The organism is Streptomyces sp. NPDC031274, from assembly GCF_055570235.1.
This window is the reverse complement of sequence record NZ_JBVIHP010000037.1, coordinates 56,440-77,500: the sequence shown is the minus strand read 5'-3', so window position 1 is coordinate 77,500 and position 21,061 is coordinate 56,440. Positions and strand designations below refer to the sequence as shown.

Here is a 21,061-nt window from a genome sequence, read left to right as displayed (position 1 = left end):
ACGCCAGAAGTCCTCGCCCCGTCATCCGGAGGGACGGCCCCGTGGGGCTGTTGGGTGGTTGTTCACGTGTGGCTGGGAGAGAAGAGCGGGGCAGTCGCAGAACAGCACCGAAAGCAGCACTGGTCAGGAGATGGGCATGGCACAGTCAGCGGCACCGTCGGCAAGGTGCCGGGCGGCGGCACAGGGCCGGTACGCCCGGATGAGGCAGTGGCTGCGGCGGGCAGCCGGTTCGGACGGACACGAGCGGCACACCCTGGAACTGATCGGGAAAAGCACCCTCGCGGCCACCCTCTCCTGGGTGGTCGCCTACAACCTGATGCAGGCGACCTCCCCGGCCTTCGCCCCGTTCTCCGCAGTTCTGATCATGCAGGTCACCGTCTACCAGTCCGTGACACAGGCACTGCGCTACGTCGGTGCGGTCTCGGCCGGGGTGGCCCTGCAGGCGGCGCTCGGCCTGCTGGCCGGTCCCGACCTGCTGACCTTCGTTCTGGTGGCGCTGGTCGCCCTCAGCATCGGCCGATGGCGCCCGCTGGGCTCCCAGGGCTCCCAGGTGGCCACAGCAGCCCTCTTCGCCTTCTCCACCTACGTGTCCGCGACCAGCTCAGCACAGGCGCTCACCCAGCTCGGCCAGATCATCCTGCTCGTCTTCATCGGCTGCGGCGTGGGCGTGCTGGTCAACCTCCTCGTACTGCCGCCGCTGCGCTACCGCAGCGCCGAATACGGCATCCGCACCCTCGCCCAGTCACTGTGCGACCTGATCAGCGACATCTACCCCTCCCTGCGGGAGGAGGAGCAGCTGCACAAGGAACGCACCGCACACTGGCGCCAGCGCGCCGCCTCCCTGGGATCCATCGTCACCCAGGCCCAGTCCTCCATGAGCACCGCGCGCGAAAGCATCTACTACAACCCCCGCCACCTGCTCCGGCGCAGACACGGCCACCCCGTCACCTTCGCCGGCTACCAGGCCGTCCTCGACGCACTGGAACGGGTCTCCCACCAGACCGCGTCGATGACCCGCAGCCTGGACCAGGAACAGGACCACGACGAGCGCACCGATCACGAACAACGCCGCTTCTTCCACGCCTACGGAGACTTCCTGGCCTCCCTCGCCCAGATCACCGGCCTGTTCAGCGAGATCGACCAAGACCGCCTCAAAGACCAGGCCCAGCAGCTGTGCCAGGCGGCCAGCGACGCCCAAGACGTCCACCACCAGCTCACCAACGACGCACAGAACAGCCCCCTGCGCATCAGCGACCCGTCCTACCCCTACGGAATCCTGCTGGCTGAGGCAGCCCGGCTGATGGACGAATTCCAGCACACCTGCGACATCCTGCAGCACGGCGTCGACCACGCCACACAACAGCAACCCTCACCCTGAGAGGGCGTTTGATCGATTCGGCTGGGACGTGACAGCCCTCTGCGTCAGCGGGATGCCGCCTGTGTGCGACGACGTGTTGAAACTGTTGCCGCAGCTCAACGCTGTGGATGTCGGTTCAGTCGAGGAGTTCGGGGATGTGGTGGGGTCTATCTCGCAGTAGCCGCCGCGCCGGGCATGGGCGCCAGCTTGCTGGCTTCGGCGACGGCGGCGTTCCAGCTGAACTCGTTGTTGTCGCTGAAGTAGTAGTAGGTGGCGCCGTTCGGCATCATCGCGACGGTGATGCCACCGTATCCCGACATGAATGGTACGTAGAAGGGGCTGGTGTAGGCGGGGTTGTCGGCGGAGGTGAACTTACGGCCCCAGACGCCGTTCTGGTACTTCATGGGCTTGGCGCCGGTGGTGGTCATGCCCCGGTCCTCCGGTGTGCGTTGCATGGTGGCCGCGAGCAGTGCCGGGTCGAGTATCTGCTTGCCGTTGACGGTGCCGTGGTCGTTGTTGAGGAACTTCGCGAACTTGGCGATGGAGTCCTGCGTCCAGAACATGCCGTAGCCGCCGAAGGGTGCTCCGCCGGGGCTGTTGTCGGTGCGGGAGGAGACGAGGGAGTCGGGCCCGATGCCGATGGGTTCGAGCACGTCGTCGCGGAGCATGGCGAAGATGTCGGCGTCCGAACCGCCTTTCTCCTGCAGGTAGTTGTTCATCGTTTGGGTGGCGAGGAAAGTGTCGGAGGTGTGGTAAACCCACTTGCTGCCGGGACTGGCCCGACGCGGGAAGGACAGAGCGAGTCGCATCTTGTCTGCGTAGGGCTCGGCTGCGAAGAAGTCCGCCATGGTGCTGCCCGCTTCGTCTCTCTCGTAGCCGGGCGAGGTGTAGTTCCCGGTGGCCATGTCGAGGGTGTGGTCGAGGGTGACGCCGCTCCAGGCAGTGTTGCCGGCGGTCTCGGGGATTCGGTCGGAGAGCTTCTCCTGGGCCACGGCCGGACCGTAGCGCTGCGCCAGACGCAGCATGGCTGTTCCCGCGAACGCCGACTTCGCGGTCGAGTACGAAGGCAGAAGCATCTGGCCGCAGAACGGGTACTCCCCTTGCCGGGTACGGCAGTTGCCCACGTAGTGGACTCCGTGGAAGTTGACGCCGAAGGTGCTCAGCGCGGACGGCGTGATGCCGGAGCTGAACTTCGTCACGTCCACGCCACTGTCCGGGTAGTCGGTGGCCAGCGCCGAGACGGGCTTGGTCGGGAGCCGGTCCTTGACCTCGGAGGCGTATGCGTCGCGCAGGTTCTCGGCGCCGTCGACGGGGCCGGGCCGGTAGTCGGCCGGTACCTGGCCCCACATGTCGAACTGGAAGTACTCGCAGGTCTCCGTGGTGATCTGGTAGCGGACTTCGGAGACCGATGTGTCGTCGAAGAGGAATGTCAGGGTGCCGTTGTGCACGCAGTTGGCGTTGCGCTCGACGAGCGCGAACGGCAGGGAGGCGCGGGTGCGTTGGCCGTCGCCGTCCTCGTTCCACGCGCGGCCGGGTCCCACTGACAGGTTCCACGCCTGGTTCCCCGTGTACTGCAACCCGCGCTTCGCCGGGACGAGGTGGCTGCCGTTCTGCACGAGCGCGATGTCGATCGGTGGCAGGTGCCGGGTCGCTGCTGTGTCCGCGTATCCGTTCGGGTCTTTCAGTGCGCGGAATCCGCCCGCGGTGGAGAGGCCGTTGAGGGTGAGGGTGCCTTCGAAGCTGTGGGTGGGTGGCGCCGCCCCCGTCGGTAGGGCGAAGGCGCTGTCGGGCACGGTGTCCTCGGCGCTGCTCCCGGTGAGTTGGCCGGCGGTGAGTTCGGTCCGGTTCACCGCGCCGCTTCCGGTGAGCGGATCACCCGGTACGGGTGCGGTTGCGGCGGTGGTGGCGTTCGCGGCGGGTGCCGCCGTCGTCGGTGGCGGGACGGCGAACAGCCCCGCGAGCACGGCGGCGACGGCAGCGGCACGGCGTAGCCGTCGGGTGTGGAACGGTCTCGGCATGGTCCGATGTCCTCTCGGGCTGGCAGCTGATGGCGGGATATCGCTGCATGGTGGGGCGCACCGGGGCCGCCGTCCAATGCCTGCCCGGTCTGCTCGGGCTGCCTGCCAGGCATACCTCCAGCTCTCCTTGGCTGTCGGCCGTCGGGGCGGCGTGCACTCACGCCTCGCGTCGCGGCCAGGGCCGTGGTCTGTAGTCGTCGCTGTAGTTCACAGGCGGGCGGAGACCTGTGGCCCGTACCGCTCGACACAAAAACGTGACAACCCGGCCGCGAATGCCTCGATGCTGCGCAGCGCATAGTGGTCGGCGCCCCACGCCGCGTGCAGGTGGATCTGCAGCGGTTCGCCCGTGCTGTCGAGGATCAGCAGCGGGTGCAGGTCGAAGCGGGGATCGTCGGAGACCACCGCGACGCCGTGGCCCGAAGCCGCCATGGCCTGCGCGACGTGCGGGGTGTCGCATTCGAGCACGATGTCGCACGAGGCGTCCGCATCCTGCACGGCGTGATCCAGGATGCGGCGGGTGCCGTGCGCCGGGGTGAGGACGATGAGGGGCTGCGTGGCAAGTTCCCTGATGGTGACGCGGTCCCGGTCCGCCCAGGCGTGGTCGGTAGGGACGTAGGCCCACAGCGGCAGGTGGGCCACCGGGAGCCCGGCGAAACGGCGCCTCGAAGGTGCCGAGGAGATGGCCACATCGGCGCCCCTCGCAAGGGCCTGGTACGCATGTGCCGGACTCTCCGCCTGCACGGTGACGAGCGGATCCTCCGGCCCCCAGGTGGCCAGGAACGGCGCGATCACGTCGGTGATGGTCGTGGGCGGGGCCGCCACGGTGATCCGCATGGCACGACCGGCAGCCAGCGCACCGACTGCGGCCTCGGCGGTGTCCGCGCGGGCGACCAGGTCGCGGGCCAGGGGAAGGAAGCGCCGGCCGGCCGCCGTCAGGACCATCCGCTTGCCGCCGCGGTCGAAGAGCGTCATCCCCAAGGTCCCTTCCAGGCCGCGCAGTTGGCGCGACAGCGAGGGCTGGGCGACGCGGACCACCTCGGCAGCCTTGGTGACCGAACCGGTCTCCACGATGGTCAGGAAGTAGCGCAGCACTCGGAGCTCCATGGCGGTAGCCCTTCGGGAGACGGAGGAGGCAGGACACCTTCATGCCTCAAAGGCATGCTAATCAACCCTCACAAGTATTTGAAGCTATGACTGACTGGCTGCATTCTTGCCCCACCGGAATTTTCGGTTATCGGCTCCCGAATCTCCGTCGACTTCTCCAAGTACAACAACCCTTTCGATTGGCTGGTTTCCGCATGGCCCGCCCCCTGCCCCTGATCCTCGCCCAGGCGCCCGGCCGCCCGGCCGACGACCTCACAGGCTTTGCCGCCGACGTGGAGCGGCGCGTGAAACTGCGCGCACCCGGCGCCCTCGTCGTCTACCCCGAACTGCACCTCGGCGAGAGCGCCCCCGGCGTCCCGGCCACCCCGGAGAAGGCCGCCGAGCCGCTCGACGGCAAACGCGATGCGGCCTTCGCCGAGCTCGCGGGGGATCTGGGCATCTGGCTGGTACCCGGCAGCGTCTACGAGCGAGGCACCGGCGACCGTGTCCACAACACGACACCGGTCTATTCACCACGGGGTGAGCGCCTCGCCGCGTACCGCAAGATCTGCCCGTGGCGTCCGTACGAGACGACCACACCCGGCAACCGGTTCGAGGTCGTCGACCTCGCCGGGGTCGGCCGCATCGGACTGTCCATCTGCTACGACACCTGGTTCCCGGAGATCTCCCGCCATCTGGCCTGGATGGGCGCCGAGCTGATCGTCAACGTGGTTCGCACATCGACGAGCGATCGCGCGCAGGAAGTCGTTCTCAGCCGCGCCAACGCCATCACCAATCAGGTCTTCGTCGCCAGCGTCAATTCCGCTGCCCCCTCCGGGATCGGCCGCAGTCTCGTCATCGATCCGCAGGGCACGGTGCGCGCCGAAACCGTCGATGCCGGCGACTCCACCCTCACCGACGTGATCGACCTCGACGAGGTCAGCAACGTCCGCCGCTACGGCACCGCCGGCCTCAACCGAATCTGGAGCCAGTTCCGCCCCGGCGACCCGGCCCTCGAACTCCCGCTGTACGGGGGCCGCATCGACCCCGCCACCTGGAACCCCGCCCACACCACCGAGGAGCCACCACGATGAACAGCGAGACCACTGGGAGCACCATGAGGCTGAAGGGCGACCTGAGCCTCCTCTCCGTCGTCCTGTTCGGCCTGGCCTACATCTCCCCTGGCATCGTCGTCACGGTCTTCGGCGTGGTCGCCGCCACCAGCGGCGGCGTTGCCCCGACCGCGTTCGCCATCGCCACCCTCGCGATGCTGCTCACCGGGCTGAGTTACGCGAAGATGGCGCGCGCCGTGCCCGGCGCGGGGTCGGTCTACACCTACGCCCGCAAGATGCTCGACAGCCGCATCGGTTTCCTGTCCGGCTGGGCGATGCTGCTCGACTACTTCTTCATCCCGATGGTCGGCTGGCTGATCACGGCGATCTACTTCAACGCCCAGTTCCCTGAGGTACCCAAGTGGGTCTGGCTGATCGTCTCGGTGGGCCTCACCACCGCCATCAACGTCTTCGGCATGAAGCTCGCGGACCGCGTCAACAAGGTCCTGATGTTCATCGCTCTGGGGTCGCTGGTCCTCTTCGCCACCCTGTGTGTCGTCTTCCTCGGCAAGCACGGCTCCTCTGCCCCCGCCACGGACGCCCTGTGGAACTCCGGCACTTCGATCGGTGCGGTCACGGCGGCCGCCGCCATCGCCGCGTACTCCTTCCTCGGCTTCGACGCCGTCTCCACGCTGGGCGAGGAGGCCAGGGACGGGGCGAGGACGATCGGCCGCGGCATCATCGGCTGCGTCATCGCCGCCGGAGCGATCTTCATCGTGCTGTCCTTCGTGATGCAACTGGTCCACCCCGGCGCGAAGTTCGCTGACGTCGACGCGGCGGCATACCACCTGAAGGTCCAGGTCGGCGGCGAGACGTACGCCGAGATCATCAACTTCGTCACCATCGCCGGATCCATAGCCTCCTGCATCGCCCTGCAAGCCTCCGCCGCCCGCCTTATGTACGTCATGGGACGCGACGGCGCACTGCCCAAGGCAGTCTTCGGCAACCTGTCGAAGAAGACCGGCACGCCTGTGCCGAACCTGCTGCTGACCGCGGCCGCCGGTGTCATCGCCATGAGACTCGACCTCACCACAGCCACCTCATTCATCAACTTCGGCGCCTTCCTCGGCTTCACCCTGGTGAACGTCTGCGTGATCGCCCACCTGGTCCGCGAACGCGGAAACGGCCGCACCCCCAGCCTCTTCTCGTACCTGGTGATGCCGGCCATCGGCGCCGCCGTTTCTGTCTACCTGCTCACGAGGCTCGGTGACGTCGCACTCCAGATCGGCGGCTTCTGGCTGGCGATCGGCGTCGTCTACCTGGCCGTCCTGACCAAGGGCTTCCGCCGGCCCGCACCGGAGATGACCTTCGACGACGACACCGCGGCCACGGACAGGGTCGCCGCGTAGCTCCCCTCCCGACGCGAGGAGACGAGGGTGCCCCCGACAACTGCTGAACTGGTGCTGACCGTAGCCTCGGGGACCTGTTGATCCACGGTGATGTGGTGCTCGACGGACTCGATGCTCCGCAGCGCGCCGTACGCACCGCCCTGGCCGACGTCCTGGACGGCAAGGCGCAGGATCAGCTCTTCGACGCCATGCTGGTGGCCGGCAAGCTCATCGCCAACGCCATCCAGCACAGCAGCGGCGCGGTCCTCACTGAGCGTTTGGCACTGTTTCATATTGGTTCGGAATGATTTTGAGGTCCTTTGGCTGTGGGGCGGGAGGCGCAGTTGAGCTGCGAGGCTGCGCCGTGACAGCAGGGGACTGTTTCGTTCCAACGCCTCCTGCCTCCTCTCGATGTGTTCCTATCCGCTTCCCTCTGCCCCCTGGCCTCGTCGTCCGCCGCGCGGTACATCGGAAACCTGACCCCGCGCGACGGGTATCCCAGCGACCCTGGGGCGAGCGCTCCCGCCGCCAGCTGATGACGGCCGCACGCACCGCGCTGGTCGTGGAAGGGTTCTCTGTCAAGTCGAGCGTGTCGAATATCGAAGCCGCGCCACGAACTCCTCTTCTGCCAAGGTCATTGACGTGTGGGCGACAGCGCCAGCCCGACATGTTGTCGGGCTACGGTGCGCCACGTCGAAGACCGGCGCGAGAAAGGGTTCGGAATGAGCACGGTTGGAGCCCCGACGGGCGCGGGCGCCATGAAGCGTCGTCTGGGCATGTCCGACGCGGTGGTGATCGGCCTGGGCTCGATGATCGGGGCTGGGATCTTCGCGGCGCTCGGCCCAGCGGCCGGTGCCGCCGGTTCCGGGCTGCTGCTCGCCCTGGCTCTGGCCGCGGTCGTGGCCTACTGCAACGCGACGTCCTCGGCCCGGCTGGCTGCCCTCTATCCCCAGTCCGGCGGCACCTATGTCTACGGTCGCGAACGCCTGGGCGACTTCTGGGGCTACCTGGCCGGCTGGGCGTTCGTCGTCGGCAAGACCGCCTCCTGCGCGGCCATGGCCCTGACCGTCGGCGCATACGTGTGGCCCGGCCAGACGCACGCCGTGGCGGTGGCCGCAGTGGTGGCCCTGACAGCGGTCAACTACGCCGGGGTACAGAAGTCCGCACTCCTCACCCGCGTCCTCGTCGCGGTCGTCCTGGCCGTGCTCATCGCTGTGGTCGTCGCCGCTCTGGTCTCCGCCGAAGCTGACACCGCACGGCTGCAGATCGGCTCGGACGCCACGATCGGCGGAGTGCTCCAGGCGGCGGGCCTGCTGTTCTTCGCCTTCGCCGGGTACGCCCGTATCGCCACCCTGGGCGAGGAAGTCCGCGACCCCGCCCGCACCATCCCGCGCGCCATCCCTGTCGCACTCGGTATCACCCTCGCCGTCTACGCCCTCGTCGCCACCGCCGTCCTGGCCGTGCTGGGCTCCGGCGGGCTGGCGGACGCCTCCGCCCCGCTCTCGGACGCCGTACGGGCCGCGGGCACCGACTGGCTGGTGCCCGCTGTCCGCGTGGGTGGTGCTGTCGCCGCTCTGGGCTCACTGCTCGCGCTGATCCTCGGGGTCTCCCGCACCACCCTGGCCATGGCCCGCGACCGGCACCTGCCTCACGCCCTGGCTGTCGTCCACCCCCGCTTCGGTGTCCCGCACCGGGCTGAACTGGCCGTCGGCGCCATCGTTTCCCTGCTCGCCGCGACCACCGACGTACGCGGCGCGATCGGTTTCTCCTCCTTCGGCGTCCTCGTCTACTACGCCATCGCCAACGCCTCCGCCTTCACCCTGCAGGGAGGTCGATCCAGCCGCTTCGTCCCTGTCATCGGCCTGGCCGGCTGTGCGGCCCTGGCTATTGCCCTGCCTTGGAGCACTGTCATCTCCGGCACCGCAGTCCTCGTTCTCGGAGCTTTCCTCTACGGCGTGCGCAAGGCCAGGGCCACCGGCGCCCGTCAGTGAGCCGTCGGGGTCAGCGGTTGCGTGGGGTGACCAGGCCGGATTCATAGGCGAGGACGACGAGTTGGGCTCGGTCGCGGGCCCGGAGTTTGGCCATGGCCCGGTTGATGTGAGTCTTCGCGGTCAGTGGGCTGATGACCATGTGCTGGGCGATCTGCTCGTTGGACAGACCGTGCGCGACCAGGGTGACGGCCTGTCGTTCCCGGCTCGTCAGCCCTTCGAGTTCCGCGGCTGCCCCGGTGTGGAGCGGCTGGGTGACATACCGGTTGATCAGTTTGCGGGTGATCGACGGGGCGAGCAGGGCGTCGCCGCGCGCGGCGACTCGTACGGCGTGGAGGAAATCTTCCGGCACGATGTCCTTGACGAGGAATCCGGCGGCACCGGCGCGCAGCGCGTCAAAGACGTATTCGTCCAGGCCATAGTTGGTGAGGATGACGACGTGCACCCCGGCCAAGGCCGGGTCCGCAGCGATGAGCCGGGTCGCCTCGATGCCGTCGACGACCGGCATCTGGATGTCGATGAGCGCGATGTCGGGCAAGTGTTCCCTGACCAGAGCCAGCCCCTCCTTCCCGTCGGCGGCTTCGGCCACCACCTCGATGTCGTCTTCGAGGTCGAGCAGCGCGCGGAATCCGCTGCGCAGGAGTGGCTGGTCGTCCACCAGCAAGACGCGGATCATGAGGTTCCGTCCGCAGGGAGTTCCGCATGGACGGCGAAGCCGCCCTCACTGCGCGGCTGCGCGTGCAGGCGACCGCCGAGGGCGGTGACCCGCTCGCGCATGCCGAGCAGCCCGATACCGGGCGCCGGAACGCTGTCCGGGGTGGCCTTGCCGTCGTCATCGATTCGTACGGTCAGGGCGTGGGGAAGGTAGCCGATGTGGACCGACGCGGTTGTGGCGCCGGCGTGCCGTGCGATGTTGGTGAGCGACTCCTGCACGATCCGGTACACCGTCCGGCTCACCGCCGCCGGCACCTCGTGCCGTTGCCCTTGGATCGTCAGCGTCGCGTCCAGGCCGGTCAACCGGGATCGTTCCACCAGGTCCGGAAGGTGGTCGAGTCCCTGCGGCGGGATTGTGTCGTCGTCGCGCAGTACCTCCAGGGTCGCCCGCAACTCGCGGGACGCCTCACGTCCGGCCTCCCGAATCGCCAGCAATGCCTCCGGTACTTCCTCGCCCCGCTTGCGGGCCACGTGCACGGCGGCTTCGGACTGCACCTTGATGACCGAGATCTGGTGGGTGAGCGAATCGTGCAGCTCGCGTGCGATGTGCAGCCGCTCCTCGTCCGCGCGGCGTAGCGCGGTCTCCTCCCGGGTGCGCTCGGCTTCGTCCGCCCGCCGCTCCGCCTGGCGCAGGGCTTCCCCCGCAGCACCGGCCGCGATCAGCCAGGCGATCTCCAGGGCGCCCCGGGCCTGCGCGAGGGCTTCGCTCGTGTCGTGCAGGGAGGCCAGGGCCGCGAGCGGCAGAGTGACCAACAAGGCCACGGAGGCGGCCACCGTGATGATGTGGTGTCCAGCCCGCATCGCGGCGTACACCGCGAACAGGAACGCGACGGCCGGCACTTCGAAACCGGCCGCCTGGTAGCCCAGTGCGCACAGCCCGGTGACGGCCAGGACGGGAACCGGGGCGCGGCTGCGTGCGGCCAGTGCCAGGCCGCCGACCGCCAGCAGTGCGTAGCCGAGCAGGTCGGGCCCCGTGGCGGCGTGTTCCCCGGAGACGCCTGTGACCAGCAGCGCCGCTGCCATGCCGACGGCGATCGCACAGTCTCTGACATCGGCCCGCATGCTGAACCGCCCTGTGGTCATACGCGGACCCTAGCTGGATGCTTCTGCGGGCGAGTCCCGCTCGCGGACGAGCGGCCGACTACCGCGCCTGCAGTACCTTCCCAGCGCCTGCGGCATGGGCAGCAGTTGGACGCGCCACCTGCGGCAGTGCGAAATGCCTCCGTCTGCAGGACGACTGGCGTGGGGTCCGGCGGCCAGGATCAGACGACATCCGCACCTGGGAATCGAGACGTACGAAATGAGGAGAGGGACATGAGCTCGTCAGGATCCCCGAGGTCAGTCCGACTGCTGCTCGCCGCGGCCGGAATCGCCCTGGTCGGGGTGTTCGCGCTGGCTGCACCGGCTGTCGCACACGTCTCCGCCCAGCCATCCGACGCCAGTGTTTACACCGTGAGCGCCGGACGGCTCGGGGCCACCACGGCCGCCGTGCTGGGGCTGATCGGTGTGGTCGTCGGCGCTCTGGCTCTGGCCCGCCCCACCGGTCGTTTCGGCACGGACAACGGGCGACTCGGAGCTGACGTGGCCCTGGCGGCGGGGTTGGCCGCCATGGCCCTTGGCGGGCTGGTGGCAGCAACGTCCGACGGCTCTCTCGGCACCGGCAACGGGCTGGGTGGAGCCTTCGTGGCCTTGATCGTGGGGGTGATCGCCATGACCCTTGGCGGGCGGGCTCTGGCCCACTCCCGCCACACGGCGCCGAGCCACAACGATCCGCGGTAGAGCACGCTGTCTCGGCTCCGCCAGAGACCATGTCGAGGGCATGATCGGCCCTTTCCACCGCGCGCGAGCGGCGGGCGGTGCCGCCCGGTCCGGGTCCGCCTACCTCAGGAGTCGGATGTCGGGGCTCGCGGACTGGGTGCGCAGCCTGCTGTTTTCCAGCTGGGACAGATGGAGTCCTCCGACCAGTGCTTCGACGTCTGCTGTCAATTGCCGGATCTGAACTGCGTCTGCGGCTCGGAGTTCCTTGAGTTCCGTGATCTGCCTTCGAAGCCGCTTCTCGTGGTCCGGGGTCTGACCGCGTGCGCGGACTTGGTCGTAGAACTCGCTTCGGAGCACGGGGTGTCGCTGGATGAGGGCGTTGCGCGGGACGCCGCTTCGGCGGCCAGGGCGACGATCCTCCACGCTCCATCGGAGTGTTCGGGGCGTCGCCGAGGATCCGGTCCATAGCTGCGCGCATACGCGCGCGTTCGTCGGTGGCCGGGCTCATGAGGTGCACTCGCAGTTGGTGGCGCGATCACGGGTGTGGGCGTCGGCCCGCGAACGCAGGCGTGCGGAACTTCTGTACAGCCGCTCGGCAAGGGGGCCAGGTACCGCCTCGGAGTCCGCTTGGCGCTCCAACACGGCTGCGCGGTGCCGAAGTTGCTGTGCGTGCTGGTCGGTGCGGGCGATGTTCGCACAGGACGGCTGGCAGCGGTGAAGGCTCGGGCTGTCGGCGGTAGCCGCGCGGTGGCACAGTGCACGGTCGCGGTTGTAGACACACATCCGGCGTTGGCAGGGGGCAAGGACCTGGATGGCCCAGGACGTAGTCCCCCAGCACCCGCACCACGCTCTTGATCAGCCTGCTTCCGTCAAAGCCGCGTGCGCGGCGGCGAGGATCTCCTCGGAGAGCGGGGAGCCCTTGGTGGCCCGGGACAGGACCAGCGCACCGAACAGGGTGCAGAGACGGACAACGCCATCCTCGTCGTCGGTGGCGAGAAAATCGGCGAAGTCGACCACCCCCTCGGCGTAGACGCGACGGGCCTCGCGCCCCCCACTGTCGTGCGCGATGTCTGTGGCGAGCGCGGCGACCGGGCAGCCGTCCGCCGGGTCGTCGCGGTGCTCGACGGAGAGGTAGGTGTCGATCAGGGCCTGCTGGGCGGCTTCGCGCTGCCCGTCGTACCGCTCGAGCCCGGCGCTGTAGCGCTGGGTGAGCTCGGCGAAGGCGTGGGCGGTGGCCTCATCGACGAGCGCCTCCTTGGAGTCGAACTGCTTATAGAAGGCACCGTGGGTCAGACCGGCCGCCTTCATCAGGTCGGCGACGCTGACCTGCGTCCCCTGTTCCCGGAACAGCCTGGATGCGGTCTCCACCACCCGCCTGCGATTTTCCTCCGCCTGTGCCTGCGATACGCGACCCATGACCATCTCCCACTTGGATGTCGACTGGCATCTATCGTAGACCCATGTTTAGATTGAATGCATAATCTAATTCGTCGCGGGCTGCCGACGGCACCCGCCAGGACCAGGAGCAGGCATGGAACTCAAGAACGCGGTCGCGGTCGTCACCGGCGCAAACCGGGGCTTCGGGCGGCACCTGGCCGTCCAGCTCGTCGAGCGGGGCGCGAAGGTGTACGGCGCGGCCCGGCGCCCCGAGACGGTCGACGTGCCGGGCGTCATCCCGTTGCGGCTGGACGTCACGGACGAGGCGTCGATACAGGAGGCCGCCCGCGTGGCGTCCGACGCGACACTGCTGATCAACAACGCGGGCATCTCCACCGGTGCGACGCTGATCGGAGGCGACGTGGCCGAGGTGCGCCGGGAGATGGACACCAACTTCTTCGGCCCACTCGCCGCGACCCGATCTTTCGCCCCCGTCATCGAGGGCAACGGCGGCGGCGCCGTACTCAACGTCCTGTCCGCCCTGTCCTGGTTCCACCCGGCCGGCCTCGGCTCCTACGCGGCCTCCAAGGCCGCAGCTTGGGCGCTGAGCGACGCGACCCGTGAGGAGCTGGCACCGCGCGGGATCACTGTCTCGGCGCTGCATGTCGGCTACATGGACACCGACATGGCCGCCGGCGTGCCCGCCGATCAGAAGGTCGCCGCCGCCGACGTCGCGGCCCAGGCCCTGTACGGCATCGAGACCGGTCTGCCCGAGATCCTCGCCGACGAGACCAGCCGGTACGTCAAGCAGAACCTGTCCGCGGCGCCCCAGCCGAGCGCGGGCTGACGCTCCCTCCTGAGCGACCTTGGCATGGTCATCCACACCGAAAGCACCGGCCAGAAGACCGCCGTCGTCGACACCGTCCTGGCGATCGCCGAGGAGACCGGCGTGACGCCTGCGCAGGTGGCGGTGGCCTGGGTGCGCGAGCGCGCCGCACGCTCCGTGGCCACGCTCGTCCCGATCATCGGCCCGCGCAACCTCTCCCAGCTCGACAGCTACCTCGGCGCCCTCGACACCCAGCTGACCGACGAGCGGTACACCGGGCTGGCCGAGGTCAGCGCGGTGCCGCTCGGCGTGCCCCACGAGGAGATATCCGCCTCCCTGGACCACCTCCAGGGAGCCGCCGCCGACCGCGTCACCGCCCCAGTCATGCCGGTGGCCTGATGGGTGAACGCGGCTGAGGACGCGGTGCGCCCGCCCCGCAGCCAGAAGAACAACACAGACCAATTCAATTAGTACGGCGGCCATTTGGGATGCGCGCCGCCGAGATATCCGACCCCCAGAAACGCTTTGCCAGGAGTGCTCCGTGAAGGCCTTCGTCCTCGAGAGGTACGGCTCCCCCTTGCGGGAGGTCGAGATGCCCGCACCGGCCCCCGCCCCCCATGAGGTGCTCGTGCGTATGGTCGCGTCGGGCGTCAACCATGCCGACGAGCGGGTCCGCTCCGGCGAGTTCAAGGCAATCTTCCCGTTCCGGCTGCCCAAAGTCATGGGCGGTGAGCTCTCCGGAGAGGTCGTTGAGGCCGGCTCCGCGGTACGCGACGTCGCCGTGGGTGACCACGTGTACGGCTATGTCGACCTGGCGGCCACGGGCACCTTCTCCGAATTCGTCGCGGTCGACGCCGCCACGATGGCACCCGTGCCCCGGTCGGTGAGCCCGGTCGAGGCCGCGGGACTTCCAGTCACCGCGCTCACGGCCTGGCAAGCCCTCGTCGACATGGGCAAGGTGAAGAAGGGCCAGACCGTCCTCGTCCATGGCGGGACCGGTGGCGTCGGATCGGTCGCGATCCAGCTCGCCAGGCACCTGGGCTGCACCGTCGCCACCACCGTCTCGACGGCGAACATCGCAGCCGCCCGAGAGCTGGGTGCCGACATTGTCATCGACTACCGCCACGACGACCTCGCGCAGAGCCTCGCCAGCACGCCCGTCGACCTCGTCCTCGACACCCAGGGCGGAGCCACGCTGCAGGCTTCCCTCAGTGTGTTGCGCCCCGGCGGCACCGTCATCGGCATCACGGGCCCGCCCGACCCGGCCTTCGCGCGGCGCGTCGGCGTCAACCCCGTCGTCCGACTCGCCATCCGGGCCCTGAGTGCCCGTACCCGCCGCCGGGCACGTGCCCTCGGGGTCACCTACCGGTTCCTGTTCATCACACCCGATAGCGCCGCGCTGCGCCACGTGGCCGGGCTGGTCGATGACGGGGTGCTGCGCCCGGTCATCGACCGGGTGCTCCCATTCGACCAGACCCCGCGGGCTCTCGACGAGGCGCTCGCCGGCGGCACACGCGGCAAGGTCCTGGTCACCACCGACCCGAAGGCGGTGACCAACCGTGGCTGAGTCCACCGTCCGTCCCCGACCGACCACGTGGGCCACGGCGCCCAACCGCCGCCTCGTCGTAGGGTCGGACACGCTCGTCTACCGCAACCTCGGCCCCGAGAACGGCGTCCCGCTGGTCCTGCTCGCTCACCTGGGCGCCACGCTCGACGAGTGGGACCCCCGATTTGTCGACGCGCTCGCCCGCGACCGCCGTGTCGTCGCGCTCGACCTCCCCGGGGTCGGTGGATCCACCGGCCGCGTCCCAGGCACCATCGCCACGATGGCGCGTGCGACGGAGGGGTTCGTGGCCGCCCTCGGCCTGACCCAGATGGACCTGCTCGGATTCTCGCTCGGCGGCTTCGTCGCCCAGCAGGTGGCCCTCGATGCGCCGGGACTCGTGCGCCGCCTCGTCCTGGCCGGAACCGGCCCTGCCGGGGGCACCGGCATCGACCGTCCAACCGGTGGAGCCTACGTCTACTGGGACATGGCTCGTGCCGCGTTGGCCCGCACCGATGCCAAGGAGTTCCTGTTCTTTCCCCGCACCCCAGCGGGCAAGGCGGCAGCCAAGGCCTACCTCGCGCGCTTGCACGAGCGCGTTATGGACCGTGATGCCCCCATCACACTGTCGTCCTTTCACCGCCAGCTCACCACCATCCGGAGCTGGGGCCGGGCTGAGCCGCAGGACCTCTCCCGCATCGGCGCCCCGACGCTCATCGCCAACGGCGACCACGACCGCATGGTCCCCACCGCGCTGTCCCACGACATGCACGCCCGCATTCCCGGCAGCACGCTGATCATCTACCCAGGGTCCGGGCACGGCGGCGTCTTCCAACACGGCGACGAGTTCACCGACGCCGTCCGAGCCCACCTCGGCACCGACGGCTGACATCCTGAGGGGCACGCTCGCACTCGGCGCAGCCCAGCACACCCCTGAGGATCGGCCGACTCGCTGTCTGAGGGACCATGCGGTGAGCCCGGAAATGGCTCACCAGGACGGACTTTCAACCGGTCCAGATCACGTGCCGCGTTGCGGCTCCGCGGTGTGGTGCAACAGGTGCGAGGACGGCCGGTCAACCAAGAGAAAGGGTCGACAGACGTCCCAGCTCGCCGCGGCAGCTCGCGTACGACTTCGGGCCGCTCAGCGCAGGGCGTGCTGACGCGTCCAACCACAGGCCGCGATACCGAGCCCGCGCCGCACTAGCCGTTCCCCGGGGCCTCGGCCCGCCAGCCGAGAAGGATCGCGCGGAGCGCCTGCTCAGCGAGCTGCCGGGCGCGCTCGCTGCCGATGGTGCTGAGGTAGCCGAGCGATGCGATGCCGTGCAGGGTGCCCCAGATGATCTCGCACGCCTGGTCGGGGTCGGCGAGGACCACTTCGTGGGTGTCGGACCAGATGGTGAGCAGTTCCTCGAGGACGCCGATGGCTGGTTCCGCGACGCGGCGGCGGTCGTCCGCGTCGACCGTCGTGCCGTTCATGACTCCGTAGAGGTGCGGGTGCTCGCCGGCGAACCGGACGTACTCGGACGCGATCCGCATCATGCGCCGGTCGATATCGGGCTCTTCGGCGGCCCGCTGGAACTCGGCCAGTATCAGGCGATGGCCGTAGGCGACCAGCTCCAGTACGAGCGCATCCTTGTTGGCGAAGTGCTGATAGACGACAGGCGCGGAGTATTCGACGTCGGTCGCGATGCGCCGGATCGTGAGCGCTGCGGCGCCGTCGGCCTCAAGGACATGCAGCGCGGCCTCGATGATCCGTTCGCGGGTGCTCGCCCGTTCACGGGCTCGTCTTGTGCTGGTGGACATGTCCCGTCTCTTCGCTCCGTTGGCGTCCTCGAACACTATCTGCCGCCCTTGACGACGCCGTCACGGCCTAGTTAACCTAACGGCGTTAGAAAAGTTAACAACGTTAGACATGAGGTGCGCGGCATGATTCACCACATCAACCGGGCCACGATGAAGGCCACCGCGACACCCGAGCAGATCGAGGCGGCGCTGGAGGGCTGGCGCGTGCAGGGCCGTTCGAACCCCGCGGTCAAGTCCTTCATCGTCGGCCGCGACCACGGCGGCGACTACGAGTACAGCGCGGTGTTTGTCGTCGAGGACCTCGACGGACTCTTCGCGTTTCTCACTCACCCGACCACCTACCAGACCGACCGTCTCGGTCTGAACCTGGTGGAGCGACTCGAAATCTTCGACGTCAGTGACGACGACGATCCCGAACTGAACGCGAAGATCCAGCAACTGCATCGGCGACGCAACGAGTTCAACCCTGAGGTCGCGGGATTGCTTGCCGACGTGCCCGCCTACTCCGGCTCCGGCGTGGATGACTGACCGAGACCCCTCCCCCGTCCTGGGTGCGGCAGTGCACCCAGGACGTTCGCCAAGAATCCAATCCAGGGAAGTGCCTGTCATGACCGATCATGTTGTCATCGGCGCCGGCTCGATCGGCTCGAACGTCGCCCGCCTGCTCGCCGAGCGCGGCGAGGGCGTTCGGATCGTCACACGCAGCGGCTCAGGCCCTGTGCATCCGCTGATCGAGCGGGTCGCCGCGGACGCCTCCGACCCGTCCCGCCTGACCGAGCTGTCCGGGGGCGCAAAGGTGATCTACCACTGTGCCAACCCGCCCTCGTACACCATGTGGGAACGCCAGTTGCCGCCGTTGCAGACGGCGGTGATCGCCGCCGCGGAGGCGCACGACGCCGTCCTGGCGCTCACCGGCAGCCTCTACGCCTACGGTCGACAGCCCGGCGGCCGGATGAATGAGCACACCCCCATGGCCGCCACCGGGCGCAAGGGCCGCTTGCGCAAACGAATGTGGGAACAGGCTCTCGCCGCCGGTATCCGTACGGTCGAGGTCCGCGGCGCCGACTACATCGGCAAGGACGCGGTAGGCATCTACTCCGTGTTCCTCGAGCAGGCCCTGAAGAAGGGCCGCGCCGCCTGGATTGCCGGCCACCTGGACATGCCGCACACCTTCACCGTCAACGGCGACATGGCACAGGCCCTGGTCACCCTCGCTCAGGACGAACGCGCCTGGGGTCGGGCCTGGCACGTTCCGTCCCCGCCCGCTGTCACCATCCGCGAGCTGGCGCGGCGCTGCTCCGACGCCGCGGGCCTGCCACCGGTCAAGTTGATCCAGATACCGCGCTTCGTGATGCGTAGTGCCGGGGTGATCGCACCGATCGCCCGGGAGGTGGCCGAGATGGACTACCAGTGGTACGCGCCGTTCCACATGGACGCGACGGAGACGGCTGACACCTTCGGCCTGACCGCCACCGACCTTGACATCGCCATCCGCGACCAGGTCGGCGCGATCAGGGTCTGAGGATGCCGCTTCGACGAAAGGCTGACCGTCGGTATCGTCGTCCTGGCGCTGGAATGCTTGATCGCCCCCCTCCGCCGCCCGTCCCGCGACAGCAGCCGGATCGCGTCGTGCGCGCGGACGGCGCCGGTGTGGATGGAGCCGGTGTGGATGGAGCCGGTGTGGATGGAGCCGATGCTCCGCACGATGTCCTGCCACTGGCACGATCCGGGCGAGGTCGCCGCCGACAGCGAATCCAAGTGACGCCGAACGCGCTACTGACCTGGCATTCCGCCTGTGACCACGCCAGACATCGACACTGACGATGAAGCCTGCGGGAGCTGTCCATCGCACGCAAGGCGATCGACCGGGCACTATTGCCGACCTATCTCCCTGCTCCGTCAACTGATCAGCGGTGAGACCGAGGGGCGGGCCGACGGCGGGTGGCGTGGATGGAACCGAGCAGATTGAGGGACTGGGCACTGGAGCTGCCTGGTTCGGCGTGGTAGATGACGAGCTGCTGGCCGGGGGCATCGCGTACGTCGAAAGCCTGGTAGGTGAGGCTGAGGGGGCCGACATCCGGGTGGAGGAAGTGTTTGGCGTCCTGGGTCTTGCCACGCACGGTGTGGGCGTTCCATAGACGGTTGAAGTCCGCGTTGTCCTCGGTGAGGGTGCGGACGAGTTCGCGCAGCCGTGGGTTGTCCGGGTCGAATCCGGTTGCCTCACGGAGGTTGGCGACGGTGGCCTGTGCTGCCCGGTCCCAGTCCATGTAGAAGTTGCGGCCTGCGGGGTCGAGGAAGGTCATGCGGGCCAAGTTGTCCGCCGGATCGAACGGGGCATAGAGGGCATCGGCCTGGGCGTTGGCGGCGAGGAGGTCCAGGGTCCGGTTCATGACGAACGCTGGAGTGTTCGGGTAGCCGTCCATCAGCTGTCGCAGCGCTGGGCTCACCTGCTCGGTGGCACGGGCGGAGGGCCGGTCGTTCGGCGTGGCCCCGGCCAGCCGGTACAAGTGCACGCGGGCGTCCGTGTCGAGGTGCAGTGCGCGGCTGAGTGCGTCGATCACCTGGGGTGAGGGGTTGCGCTCGCGGCCTTGTTCCAGGCGGGTGTAGTAGTCGGCGTTGACTCCGGCCAGGACGGCGACCTCCTCGCGGCGCAGTCCGGCGACTCTGCGGGGCCCGTAACTCGCCATGCCGACGTCTTCCGGCCGCAGGTCGGCGCGGCGTGCTCGCAGGAAGTCTCCCAGGTGGTTGTCGTCCATGTGGTCAGGCTAGGCGAGTGCTCGGTGCGCTGCCTGGGTGTGCCATGCCCAGGCAGCACGCGTCCTGGTTGATGGCCGGTGACCTGCCCAGACTCGGTGGAGCGGAAAGGACCGCATCGTTCGAGGAGAGGAGTCCGCCATGGCCGGGACCGTTGAGGGCGACCAGGTCGACGTGGTCGGGATGTGGGTGACCGCGGATGGTCACATCCGGCAGGAGCTGCTGCCGGACGGCCGGTACGACGAAGCCCGCGGTGAGCGGGCCAGCGCGTACACCGGCCGGTACACGGTGGCCGGCAGCCACCTGGACTACGTCGACGACACCGGCTTTACCGCCACGGGCGACATCCGGGACGGAGTGCTCTATCACGAGCACCTCGTGCTCTACCGGGAGCAGAAGCAGCCGTAGCGAGGGCCGGGCCCGTGACCGCCCTGGTGTCGGGGGGCGACTCCGCCGCCGGCGGACCAGGAAGTCCCGACACGACACTCACTCAGTCACTCAGTAAACGCCAACGAGAATCAAGGACCACATCCATGACAGGACAACGACTTGACGGCAAGGTCGCGCTGATCACGGGCGCGACTGGCGGCCTCGGCGCAGCGACCGCCGAGCTCTTCGCCGGCGAAGGCGCCCGACTGGTGATCACCGATATCGCCGAAGGCCCCCTGCGGGAGCTGTCCCACCAGATCGAGGCACGCGGTGCGGAGGTCGTCGCTGCCCGCCTCGATGTCTCCTCCGCGCGGGAGTGGGACGAAGTGATCAGCGTCGTACGCGACCGGTTCGGAACGCTGGACGTGCTCGTGAACCTCGCCGGCATCGTGGACTGGCCGGGTATCGAGGACACGCGGGAAGAGGCGTGGGACCGCGTCATTGACGTGAACCAGAAAGGCACATGGCTCGGCATGAAGGCGGCGATGCCGCTCCTGCGTGCGAGCGGCAACGCGTCGGTGATCAATACGTCGTCAGTACTCGGCCTGGTGGGAAGCGGTGCGGCTGCGGCCTATCAGGCGTCCAAGGGGGCCGTGCGCCTGTTGAGCAAGACCGCCGCGGTCGAGTACGCCCGGCAGGGAGTACGGATCAACTCGGTGCATCCTGGGGTGATCGCCACGCCGATGATCCAGGACCTCCTGGACGACCAGGGCGACCAGCAGCCGGACATCCAACGCACCCCCATGCGCCGAGCCGGCCGCGCCGACGAGGTCGCCCCCGCGATTCTCTTCCTGGCCTGCGACGACTCCTCGTTCGTCACCGGCGCGGAGCTGGTGGTCGACGGCGGGCTCACCGCGCACTGAACAACCCAGCCGTACGACGTCCACGTGGGCCTGCCGTGAATGCGTCAACGGCGCGGCTCACCCGGCCCGCGCACCGCACCACTGCACAACTTCAGGCGCCCTGCACCG

The 21,061-nt window shown here is 68.6% G+C and carries 22 protein-coding genes; 15 read left to right on the top strand and 7 right to left on the bottom strand.

Annotation, left to right across the window (positions count from 1 at the left end):
* Nucleotides 1-136: 136 nt before the first annotated feature.
* The gene (locus ACZ5CR_RS39820) at nucleotides 137-1,378 is read left to right on the top strand and encodes an aromatic acid exporter family protein (protein ID WP_468867063.1); all 1,242 of its coding nucleotides are present in this window, start codon (nucleotides 137-139) and stop codon (nucleotides 1,376-1,378) included.
* A 146-nt stretch (nucleotides 1,379-1,524) separates the two neighbouring features.
* On the opposite strand, the gene ACZ5CR_RS39815 is transcribed toward ACZ5CR_RS39820, so the two are convergent.
* A complete protein-coding gene (locus tag ACZ5CR_RS39815; protein WP_468867062.1) occupies nucleotides 1,525-3,375 on the bottom strand; it encodes a serine hydrolase domain-containing protein in 1,851 nt (616 codons plus the stop codon).
* A 207-nt stretch (nucleotides 3,376-3,582) separates the two neighbouring features.
* Nucleotides 3,583-4,479 (bottom strand): LysR family transcriptional regulator, encoded by an 897-nt coding sequence (locus ACZ5CR_RS39810; protein ID WP_468867060.1) that lies wholly within the window; start codon nucleotides 4,477-4,479, stop codon nucleotides 3,583-3,585.
* Nucleotides 4,480-4,673: 194 nt separating this feature from the next.
* Here ACZ5CR_RS39810 and ACZ5CR_RS39805 point away from each other — a divergent pair, with 194 nt between their 5' ends.
* The 4 genes from ACZ5CR_RS39805 (at nucleotide 4,674) to ACZ5CR_RS39790 (ending at nucleotide 8,889) form a co-directional block, all read left to right on the top strand.
* Nucleotides 4,674-5,552, top strand: coding sequence for a carbon-nitrogen hydrolase family protein (locus ACZ5CR_RS39805; protein ID WP_468867057.1), 879 nt, complete (start codon nucleotides 4,674-4,676; stop codon nucleotides 5,550-5,552).
* Complete coding sequence (locus tag ACZ5CR_RS39800; protein WP_468867055.1) at nucleotides 5,549-6,919, top strand: APC family permease; 1,371 nt, start codon at nucleotides 5,549-5,551, stop codon at nucleotides 6,917-6,919. Before ACZ5CR_RS39805 ends, ACZ5CR_RS39800 begins: the two co-directional genes overlap by 4 nt.
* Nucleotides 6,920-6,996: 77 nt before the next feature.
* Nucleotides 6,997-7,206, top strand: a complete 210-nt coding sequence (locus tag ACZ5CR_RS39795) for a hypothetical protein (RefSeq protein ID WP_468867053.1) — start codon at nucleotides 6,997-6,999, stop codon at nucleotides 7,204-7,206.
* A 414-nt stretch (nucleotides 7,207-7,620) separates the two neighbouring features.
* Nucleotides 7,621-8,889, top strand: coding sequence for an APC family permease (locus tag ACZ5CR_RS39790; RefSeq protein ID WP_468867051.1), 1,269 nt, complete (start codon nucleotides 7,621-7,623; stop codon nucleotides 8,887-8,889).
* A gap of 10 nt (nucleotides 8,890-8,899) precedes the next feature.
* Here the strand turns inward: ACZ5CR_RS39790 and ACZ5CR_RS39785 are convergent, their stop codons facing one another.
* The gene (locus ACZ5CR_RS39785) at nucleotides 8,900-9,562 is read right to left on the bottom strand and encodes a response regulator (RefSeq protein ID WP_468867049.1); all 663 of its coding nucleotides are present in this window, start codon (nucleotides 9,560-9,562) and stop codon (nucleotides 8,900-8,902) included.
* Nucleotides 9,559-10,683 carry a sensor histidine kinase gene (locus ACZ5CR_RS39780; protein WP_468867048.1) on the bottom strand — a complete coding sequence of 375 codons (1,125 nt, stop codon included), beginning with the start codon at nucleotides 10,681-10,683 and terminating at the stop codon, nucleotides 9,559-9,561. Before ACZ5CR_RS39780 ends, ACZ5CR_RS39785 begins: the two co-directional genes overlap by 4 nt.
* A 231-nt stretch (nucleotides 10,684-10,914) precedes the next feature.
* Between ACZ5CR_RS39780 and ACZ5CR_RS39775 the strand changes: the two genes are divergently transcribed.
* The gene (locus ACZ5CR_RS39775) at nucleotides 10,915-11,379 is read left to right on the top strand and encodes a DUF6223 family protein (RefSeq protein ID WP_468867046.1); all 465 of its coding nucleotides are present in this window, start codon (nucleotides 10,915-10,917) and stop codon (nucleotides 11,377-11,379) included.
* Nucleotides 11,380-12,213: 834 nt separating this feature from the next.
* Here the strand turns inward: ACZ5CR_RS39775 and ACZ5CR_RS39770 are convergent.
* Nucleotides 12,214-12,774, bottom strand: a complete 561-nt coding sequence (locus ACZ5CR_RS39770) for a TetR/AcrR family transcriptional regulator (protein ID WP_468867044.1) — start codon at nucleotides 12,772-12,774, stop codon at nucleotides 12,214-12,216.
* 115 nt (nucleotides 12,775-12,889) lie between these two features.
* On the opposite strand from ACZ5CR_RS39770, the gene ACZ5CR_RS39765 reads away from it, so the two are divergent.
* The 4 genes from ACZ5CR_RS39765 (at nucleotide 12,890) to ACZ5CR_RS39750 (ending at nucleotide 15,993) form a co-directional block, all read left to right on the top strand.
* Complete coding sequence (locus tag ACZ5CR_RS39765) at nucleotides 12,890-13,582, top strand: SDR family oxidoreductase (protein ID WP_468867041.1); 693 nt, start codon at nucleotides 12,890-12,892, stop codon at nucleotides 13,580-13,582.
* A 24-nt stretch (nucleotides 13,583-13,606) separates the two neighbouring features.
* Nucleotides 13,607-13,960, top strand: a complete 354-nt coding sequence (locus ACZ5CR_RS39760) for an aldo/keto reductase (RefSeq protein ID WP_468867039.1) — start codon at nucleotides 13,607-13,609, stop codon at nucleotides 13,958-13,960.
* Nucleotides 13,961-14,102: 142 nt separating this feature from the next.
* Nucleotides 14,103-15,128, top strand: coding sequence for an NADP-dependent oxidoreductase (locus tag ACZ5CR_RS39755; protein ID WP_468867036.1), 1,026 nt, complete (start codon nucleotides 14,103-14,105; stop codon nucleotides 15,126-15,128).
* Nucleotides 15,121-15,993 (top strand): alpha/beta fold hydrolase, encoded by an 873-nt coding sequence (locus ACZ5CR_RS39750; RefSeq protein WP_468867034.1) that lies wholly within the window; start codon nucleotides 15,121-15,123, stop codon nucleotides 15,991-15,993. The genes ACZ5CR_RS39755 and ACZ5CR_RS39750 overlap by 8 nt, the downstream gene beginning before the upstream one ends.
* 311 nt (nucleotides 15,994-16,304) lie before the next feature.
* Here ACZ5CR_RS39750 and ACZ5CR_RS39745 read toward each other — a convergent pair whose 3' ends face one another.
* The gene (locus ACZ5CR_RS39745) at nucleotides 16,305-16,907 is read right to left on the bottom strand and encodes a TetR/AcrR family transcriptional regulator (protein ID WP_468867032.1); all 603 of its coding nucleotides are present in this window, start codon (nucleotides 16,905-16,907) and stop codon (nucleotides 16,305-16,307) included.
* A gap of 123 nt (nucleotides 16,908-17,030) precedes the next feature.
* On the opposite strand from ACZ5CR_RS39745, the gene ACZ5CR_RS39740 reads away from it, so the two are divergent.
* The 3 genes from ACZ5CR_RS39740 (at nucleotide 17,031) to ACZ5CR_RS39730 (ending at nucleotide 18,669) form a co-directional block, all read left to right on the top strand.
* Nucleotides 17,031-17,435: a Dabb family protein gene (locus ACZ5CR_RS39740; protein ID WP_468867029.1), complete on the top strand. Its 405-nt coding sequence runs from the start codon at nucleotides 17,031-17,033 to the stop codon at nucleotides 17,433-17,435.
* A gap of 79 nt (nucleotides 17,436-17,514) precedes the next feature.
* Complete coding sequence (locus ACZ5CR_RS39735) at nucleotides 17,515-18,429, top strand: NAD-dependent epimerase/dehydratase family protein (protein WP_468867026.1); 915 nt, start codon at nucleotides 17,515-17,517, stop codon at nucleotides 18,427-18,429.
* A gap of 57 nt (nucleotides 18,430-18,486) precedes the next feature.
* On the top strand, nucleotides 18,487-18,669 hold the full coding sequence (locus ACZ5CR_RS39730; protein WP_468867084.1) for a hypothetical protein: 183 nt from the start codon (nucleotides 18,487-18,489) through the stop codon (nucleotides 18,667-18,669).
* A gap of 145 nt (nucleotides 18,670-18,814) precedes the next feature.
* On the opposite strand, the gene ACZ5CR_RS39725 is transcribed toward ACZ5CR_RS39730, so the two are convergent.
* Nucleotides 18,815-19,663: a helix-turn-helix transcriptional regulator gene (locus tag ACZ5CR_RS39725; protein ID WP_468867023.1), complete on the bottom strand. Its 849-nt coding sequence runs from the start codon at nucleotides 19,661-19,663 to the stop codon at nucleotides 18,815-18,817.
* Between the two features lie 139 nt (nucleotides 19,664-19,802).
* Between ACZ5CR_RS39725 and ACZ5CR_RS39720 the strand changes: the two genes are divergently transcribed.
* Both ACZ5CR_RS39720 and ACZ5CR_RS39715 read left to right on the top strand, forming a co-directional pair.
* Nucleotides 19,803-20,069, top strand: a complete 267-nt coding sequence (locus tag ACZ5CR_RS39720; protein ID WP_468867022.1) for an Atu4866 domain-containing protein — start codon at nucleotides 19,803-19,805, stop codon at nucleotides 20,067-20,069.
* A gap of 125 nt (nucleotides 20,070-20,194) precedes the next feature.
* Nucleotides 20,195-20,953, top strand: coding sequence for an SDR family NAD(P)-dependent oxidoreductase (locus ACZ5CR_RS39715; RefSeq protein ID WP_468867020.1), 759 nt, complete (start codon nucleotides 20,195-20,197; stop codon nucleotides 20,951-20,953).
* Nucleotides 20,954-21,061 lie beyond the last annotated feature (108 nt).